Here is a 7345-nt window from a genome sequence, read left to right on the forward strand (position 1 = left end):
CCGCGGTGGCCGTGGTGCCCGTGCCGCGCGGAGGCACGCGGCGTTCGGGGTGCGAAGCCCGGAGCTCGGGGCTCGGGGCTCGGGGCTCGGGGCTTGGGGCTCGGGGCTTGGGGCTCGGGGTCAGCTCTTCTCGAGCGTCGCGACCTTGCAGCCCTTCTGGCTGTAGATCACCTTGAGGCCGGTCGAGTTGAGCTTCTCCTTGGCGGCCGTCTCGTTGGCCGCGACCTCGGTGAGCCCGCCGGCGACGCCCTGGAGGCCCTCGGCGAACTTGCTCTGGTCCTTGGGGTCGAGCCCGTCGATCTTCGTCTTGAGATCGGTGTACCTCTTGGAGATCTCGCCGTAGCTCTTGACCACGGAATCCGCCGCGGCCTTGCCGTCCTTGACTGGCGGTTCACCGGCCGACGTCAGGGCGCCGCCCATGGACTTGTAGGCCTCGGAGAGGGTCTGGAAGGCCGCCGAGTCGGTCTTCTGGACCTCCTCGGGCTTGCTGCTCGTGGACGCGACCCGCTTCAGCTCGTCGTTGGTCGTCTTGATCTTGGTGAGCTCGGGCTCCCACTTGTCGCAGACCTTCTTGGCCCAGGCGTCGGCCTTCTTGTCGCCGTCGTCCCCGCCGCCGCAGCCGGACAGGACGAGCATCAGTACCGCACCGCCGGACACCGCGGCCGCAAGCTTCTTGTTCACCGGATTGGTCCCTTCGAAGGCTCTCGGCCGGAAGATACACGCCCGCCATCAGGGCACGCACAAAGGCGGACAGACGGCGCGTCAGTCCGCGCCGCCCGTCCGCCGTTCGGGCGCATCTTCGAGCCTTGCCGGCCCGCGGGGCCGCGGGAACCCGGCTCAGGGGCCCTGGAGCGTCAGGAGACCACCGCCGGATCGGCCGACTGGGCCACCCGCTCGGCACCGGCGCTGCCGCCGTCATCGCCGACGGCGATGCCGCGGCGCTTGGAGACGTACACCGCACCGACGATCACCGTGAGGGCGACCACCGCGACGACGGCCCGCACGGCCGCGCTGGTGTCCGGGCCGTAGCTGAACTGCACGACCGCGGGGGCGATCAGCAGGGCCACCAGGTTCATGACCTTCAGCAGCGGGTTGATGGCCGGGCCCGCGGTGTCCTTGAACGGGTCGCCGACGGTGTCGCCGATGACGACCGCGGCGTGGGCCTCACTGCCCTTGCCGCCGTGGTGGCCGTCCTCGACGAGCTTCTTCGCGTTGTCCCACGCGCCGCCGGAGTTGGCGAGGAAGACCGCCATCAGCGTGCCGGTGCCGATGGCGCCGGCCAGGAAGGAGCCGAGCGCGCCGACGCCGAGGGTGAAGCCGACGGCGATCGGGGTGAGCACGGCGAGCAGACCGGGCGTGGCGAGCTCGCGCAGCGCGTCCTTGGTGCAGATGTCGACGACGCGGCCGTACTCGGGCTTCTCGGAGTAGTCCATGATCCCGGGGTGCTCGCGGAACTGGCGGCGCACCTCGTAGACGACGGCGCCCGCGGAGCGGGAGACGGCGTTGATGGCCAGGCCCGAGAACAGGAACACCACGGCCGCGCCGAGGACGAGGCCGACGAGGTTGTTGGGCTGGGCGATGTCCAGGCTGAGGTTCATCTCCCCGGCCTTGGCCCCGACCTCCTTCACCGCGCCGGTGATGGCGTCGTTGTACGAGCCGAAGAGCGCGGCCGCGGCCAGCACGGCGGTGGCGATGGCGATGCCCTTGGTGATGGCCTTGGTGGTGTTGCCGACCGCGTCCAGGTCGGTGAGGACCTGGGCACCGGCGCCCTCGACGTCGCCGGACATCTCGGCGATGCCCTGGGCGTTGTCGGAGACGGGGCCGAAGGTGTCCATCGCGACGATGACGCCGACGGTGGTCAGCAGGCCGGTGCCGGCCAGGGCCACCGCGAAGAGCGCCAGCATGATCGACGTGCCGCCGAGCAGGAAGGCGCCGTAGACGCCCAGGCCGATCAGGAGCGCCGTGTAGACGGCGGACTCCAGGCCGACGGAGATGCCGGCGAGGATCACGGTGGCGGGGCCGGTCAGCGAGGACTTGCCGATGTCCCGGACGGGACGGCGGTTGGTCTCGGTGAAGTAGCCGGTCAGCTGCTGGATCAGGGCCGCGAGCACGATGCCGATGGCGACGGCGACCACGGCCAGGATGCGCGGGTCCCCGGTGTGGTTGGAGATGGCGGCGTCCTCGACGCCGACGAGCTCCTTGTAGGTGGCCGGCAGGTAGCTGTAGACGGCGACGGCGACGAGCGCGAGGGAGATCACGGCGGAGATGAAGAAGCCGCGGTTGATCGCGGTCATCCCGCTGCGGTCGGTGCGGCGCGGGGCGACCGCGAAGATGCCGATCATCGCGGTGATCACGCCGATGGCGGGCACGATCAGCGGGAAGGCGAGGCCGAGGTCGCCGAAGGCGGCCTTGCCGAGGATGAGCGCGGCCACGAGGGTGACGGCGTAGGACTCGAAGAGGTCGGCCGCCATCCCCGCGCAGTCGCCGACGTTGTCGCCCACATTGTCGGCGATGGTCGCGGCATTGCGCGGATCGTCCTCCGGAATGCCCTGCTCGACCTTGCCGACCAGGTCGGCGCCGACGTCGGCGGCCTTGGTGAAGATGCCGCCGCCCACGCGCATGAACATCGCGATCAGGGCGGCGCCCAGGCCGAAGCCCTCCAGGACCTTGGGGGCGTCGGCGGCATAGACCAGGACGACGCAGGACGCGCCGAGCAGGCCCAGTCCGACCGTGAACATGCCGACCACGCCACCGGTGCGGAAGGCGATCTTCATGGCCTTGTGGGCCACCTCGGTCAGGTCCTTGGCGGGTTCGCCTTCCGCGGGGGTGGCCTCGCGGGCGGCCGCGGCGACGCGGACGTTGGCGCGGACCGCGAGACGCATGCCGATGTAGCCGGTGACGGCCGAGAAGATGGCGCCGACGAGGAAGAAGGCGGAACGTCCCGCCCGCTGCGTCCAGTCGTCGGCGGGGAGCAGGAAGAGCAGGAAGAAGACCACCACGGCGAAGACGCCGAGGGTGCGCAACTGGCGGCCCAGGTAGGCGTTGGCGCCCTCCTGCACGGCCGCCGCGATGTTCTTCATGCTGTCGGTGCCCTCGTCGGCGGAGAGGACCTGGCGGACCAGGATCTGCGCGACGACGAGCGCGGCCAGCGCGACGCCCGCGATGACGAACACGATGACCCTGTTGTCATCGGTGAGTACTGCGGCTGCCAGATCATGGGCGTGATCCGGTGCGATAGGGGTGAAGAGCCCCGTCATTCGTCCTCCTTGACGTGATGAGCTCAAGATGTGGACGGATTGTAGGGAGCGCGACCTGATCAAAACAGTGCGCGTGAAACGGAATTGGCGCGCTCTTGCTCCTCAGCAATAGATCACGTCACTCCATTACCCCCGAAAGAGGTAATGGGGCAAAGGCATTGACGGTTGATCAGCGATCTAGAAGATTTCCCGGGAAAACGGAAAAGGCCCTGCTCAGCAGGGCCTTGGTAAAGATCCGAGGAAATTGCGAAGATCGGAAAATAGGGCTGGTCGGGCGCTACGGAAGATCGGTGGCGGCGGCGACGGGCCAGCTCATGCGGATCGTTCCGCCCGATTCACCACTGGTCACCGAGACGTCGTCGACCAGCCCGCTGATCACAGCGAGCCCCATCTCGTCCTCGTCGTCCGCGTCCGGGTCGAGAACGGCGGCGATGCCCGGCACCGACGCAGCGGAACCGCCCGCCGGCCCGGGCACCTCGTCGCCGACCTCGATGGAGAACGACTTCTCCTCCTCGGTCAGCACGACGCGCACGGGCGCGGTCAGGCCGTTGCTCCGGTGCAGTCCGACGGCACGCGAACAGGCCTCGCCCACGGCGAGGCGGACCTCGTCGAGGACGGCCTCCTCCACCCCCGCCCGGCGCGCCACGGCGGCCGCCACGAGGCGGGCCGTCCTGACGTGTTCGGGCTGGGCGCTGAAGCGCAGTTCAACGGTGGCCATGTGCGTCCCCCTCGGACTACGGGCGTGCGTTCACAGGGGCCCGGACCAACCGTGGCCCGGTACCCCCGCTCCTCGACGGCTCCTGGTGTCGGGAGCCGTACGTCAGTCGGTGGCCTGGACGGCGTCCTCCACCGAGGTGTGGATCGGGAACACCTTGGTCAGACCGGTGATCCGGAAGATCTTCAGGATGCGCTCCTGGTTGCAGACCAGACGCAGCGAGCCCTCGTGCGCGCGGACGCGCTTGAGGCCTCCCACGAGCACACCGAGGCCGGTGGAGTCGAGGAAGTCCACTCGCTCCATGTCGACGACCAGGTGGTAGCTGCCGTCGTTCACCAACTCCACCAACTGCTCGCGCAGCTTGGGCGCGGTATACACATCAATCTCGCCACCGACCTCTACGACCGTGCGGTCGCCGACAGTGCGAGTCGACAGGGACAGGTCCACGGATCCTCCAGCACCTTGCTATCGAGCGGCGCCCCCCAGGGGCCTCCCCATCCGAAGGTAGGGGAGGGGATCGGCTGCCGCGATGGCATTCAATCACTTACCGGCAGGCGCGCACGACGCCTTGGGACCATTGTCCCGCACGCCAGTGACACACTCGGTTCCAATGGCCAACACTCACCGCCCCGGTCCGCCCACGGCACCCGCCGATCCACGACCCGCTCCCGGCACGGTCCTGGACCGCCTGTCACGGGGGCCTTCCCGGGCTGCGCGCATCACCCATACGGAGCACTTGCCCCCTCGGGAGGGCCGTCATGCGGTCTGGCCCCATCGCATCCGAACGGATGTCGTAGCCGCGATCCGTGACGCGGGGATCGACCATCCGTGGGAACACCAGGCCGCGGCCGCCGAGCACGCCCTGGACGGCGAGTCCGTGGTCGTCGCCACCGGCACCGCCTCCGGGAAGTCCCTGGCCTACCTGGCCCCCGTGCTGTCCGCCCTCGCGGACGGCGCCGAGGCGCCGAACGGGCGGGGCGCGACCGCCCTCTACCTGGCTCCGACCAAGGCTCTGGCCGCCGACCAGCGGCGGGCCGTCCGGGAGCTGGCCGCACCCCTGGGCAACGCCGTGCGCCCGGCCGTGTACGACGGGGACACGCCCGTCGAGGAACGCGAGTGGGTGCGCCAGTACGCCAACTACGTGCTGACCAACCCCGACATGCTGCACCGGGGGATCCTGCCCTCCCACCCCCGCTGGTCCTCCTTCCTGAAGGCCCTGCGCTACGTCGTCATCGACGAGTGCCACACCTACCGCGGAGTGTTCGGCTCCCACGTCGCCCAGGTCCTGCGGCGGCTGCGCCGGCTGTGCGCCCGCTACGGCTCCGAGCCGGTCTTCCTGCTGGCCTCCGCCACCGCCAGCGACCCCGCGGCCGCCGCGTCCCGGCTGACCGGCGTGCCGGTCACCGAGATCACCGACGACGCCTCCCCGCGCGGCGAGGTCGTCTTCGCCCTGTGGGAGCCGCCGCTGACCGAGCTCAGGGGCGAGAAGGGCGCCCCGGTGCGCCGGACCGCGACCGCCGAGACCGCCGACCTGCTGACCGACCTGGTCGTCCAGGGCGTGCGGACCGTGGCCTTCGTCCGCTCCCGGCGCGGAGCGGAGCTGATCGCGGTGATCGCCCAGGAGCGGCTCGCGGCGGTGGACCGGTCCCTGCCCGGGCGGGTCGCCGCCTACCGCGGCGGCTACCTGCCCGAGGAGCGCCGGGCCCTGGAGCGGGCCCTGCACTCCGGGCAACTGCTGGGACTGGCCGCGACCACCGCCCTGGAGCTGGGTGTCGACGTGTCCGGCCTGGACGCCGTGCTGATCACCGGCTACCCGGGTACCCGGGCCTCGCTCTGGCAGCAGGCCGGGCGCGCCGGACGCTCGGGGCAGGGCGCCCTGGCCGTACTGGTCGCCCGGGACGACCCGCTGGACACCTACCTGGTCCACCACCCCGAGGCACTGTTCCGCCAACCGGTGGAAGCCACCGTGCTGGACCCCGACAACCCGTACGTCCTGGCCCCGCACCTGTGCGCGGCCGCCGCCGAACTGCCCCTGACCGAGGCCGACCTGGACCTCTTCGGCCCCGCCGCGCGCGGCCTCATGCCCCAGCTGGAGGCGGCGAAGCTGCTCCGGCGCCGGGCCACGGCCTGGCACTGGACCCGCCGGGAGCGGGCCTCGGACCTGACCGACATCCGCGGCGGCGGGGGCCGCCCGGTGCAGATCGTGGAGGCCTCCACCGGCCGGCTGCTGGGCACCGTCGACGAGGCCGCCTCGCACACCGCCGTCCACGACGGCGCCGTCCACCTCCACCAGGGCCGCACCTACCTGGTGAAACACCTGGACCTGGAGGACTCCGCCGCCCTGGTCGAGGAGGCGAACCCGCCCTTCTCCACCACCGCCCGCGACACCACCTCCATCTCCATCCTGGAGACCGAGACCGAGATCCCCTGGGGCCCGGCCCGGCTCTGCTTCGGCTCCGTCGAGGTCACCAACCAGGTCGTCTCCTACCTGCGCCGCAAGCTGATCACCGGCGAGGTGCTCGGCGAGGCCAAGCTCGACCTGCCGCCGCGGACCCTGCGCACCCGGGCCGTGTGGTGGACGGTGACCGAGGACCAGCTGGACGAGGCCCGGATCGCCCCGGAGATCCTCGGCGGCGCCCTGCACGCCGCCGAGCACGCCTCCATCGGCCTGCTCCCGCTGTTCGCCACCTGCGACCGCTGGGACATCGGCGGGGTCTCCGTCCCGCTGCATCCGGACACCCTGCTGCCCACGGTCTTCGTGTACGACGGCCACCCGGGCGGCGCCGGATTCGCCGAACGGGGCTTCCGGACGGCCAGGGCCTGGCTGACCGCCACCCGGGACGCCATTGCCGCCTGCGAGTGCGAGGCGGGCTGCCCCTCCTGCATCCAGTCCCCCAAGTGCGGCAACGGCAACGACCCCCTCCACAAGCGCGGCGCCGTACGCCTCCTCACCCGCCTCCTCTCCACAGCCCCCTGACCCCCACCGACCCCACCCCGGCAGACTCCCCAGGGGACCCCCGCGGCGCGGGACCGCCAGGCCCGCCGGCAGCGGTTCCGGGAGCGGCAGGTCCCTGAGCGGCGGCCCCGGTGGTGACAGGCACCGGAGCGGCAGGACCGGCGGTAGGGGGTGCGGGAGCGCCAGGTCCCTGAGCGGCGCCCCCGCCGGTGACGGCCGCCTGCGGCCCCGCGCGAGCGGCGGCCCCGGAAGTGAAGGGCCCCGCCCGGACGCCGGCCCGTACCTCGACGACCTCACCGCCGACCTCGCAGGCGGCCACCACCGCCCCCTGGGCCCCCGCCACCCGCCGGGCCGCCGCACAGGCCCGCTCGGGCCCGTGCGCCCAGCTCGCGGCCGCGGCCAGGGCCGCCAGGTCGG

The 7345-nt window shown here is 71.7% G+C and carries 5 protein-coding genes; 1 reads left to right on the top strand and 4 read right to left on the bottom strand.

All coding sequences use genetic code 11. The annotated features are described in order from the left end of the window. Positions 1 to 120: 120 nt before the first annotated feature. The 4 genes from SSNG_RS16230 to bldG all read right to left on the bottom strand — a co-directional run bounded on the left by SSNG_RS16230 (position 121) and on the right by bldG (position 4419). The gene (locus SSNG_RS16230; protein WP_007264939.1) at positions 121 to 681 is read right to left on the bottom strand and encodes a hypothetical protein; all 561 of its coding nucleotides are present in this window, start codon (positions 679 to 681) and stop codon (positions 121 to 123) included. A 173-nt stretch (positions 682 to 854) separates the two neighbouring features. Further along, entirely contained in the window at positions 855 to 3257 is a 2403-nt protein-coding gene (locus SSNG_RS16235) for a sodium-translocating pyrophosphatase (RefSeq protein ID WP_007264940.1), read from the bottom strand. A 277-nt stretch (positions 3258 to 3534) separates the two neighbouring features. Further along, positions 3535 to 3975 carry an ATP-binding protein gene (locus SSNG_RS16240; protein ID WP_007264941.1) on the bottom strand — a complete coding sequence of 147 codons (441 nt, stop codon included), beginning with the start codon at positions 3973 to 3975 and terminating at the stop codon, positions 3535 to 3537. 102 nt (positions 3976 to 4077) lie between these two features. Next, complete coding sequence (gene bldG, locus SSNG_RS16245; protein ID WP_007264942.1) at positions 4078 to 4419, bottom strand: anti-sigma factor antagonist BldG; 342 nt, start codon at positions 4417 to 4419, stop codon at positions 4078 to 4080. Positions 4420 to 4501: 82 nt separating this feature from the next. Here bldG and SSNG_RS16250 point away from each other — a divergent pair, with 82 nt between their 5' ends. Further along, positions 4502 to 6949 (top strand): DEAD/DEAH box helicase, encoded by a 2448-nt coding sequence (locus SSNG_RS16250; RefSeq protein ID WP_007264943.1) that lies wholly within the window; start codon positions 4502 to 4504, stop codon positions 6947 to 6949. Positions 6950 to 7345 lie beyond the last annotated feature (396 nt).

The organism is Streptomyces sp. C (assembly GCF_000158895.1).
Taxonomy (GTDB): domain Bacteria; phylum Actinomycetota; class Actinomycetes; order Streptomycetales; family Streptomycetaceae; genus Streptomyces; species Streptomyces racemochromogenes.

What these genes read in the sequence shown, in the direction of transcription:
- SSNG_RS16240 (WP_007264941.1), bottom strand. Translation starts at nt 3,975, where the DNA reads ATGGCCACCGTTGAACTGCGCTTCAGCGCCCAGCCCGAACACGTCAGG.
- SSNG_RS16250 (WP_007264943.1), top strand. Translation starts at nt 4,502, where the DNA reads ATGGCATTCAATCACTTACCGGCAGGCGCGCACGACGCCTTGGGACCA.
- SSNG_RS16235 (WP_007264940.1), bottom strand. Translation starts at nt 3,257, where the DNA reads ATGACGGGGCTCTTCACCCCTATCGCACCGGATCACGCCCATGATCTG.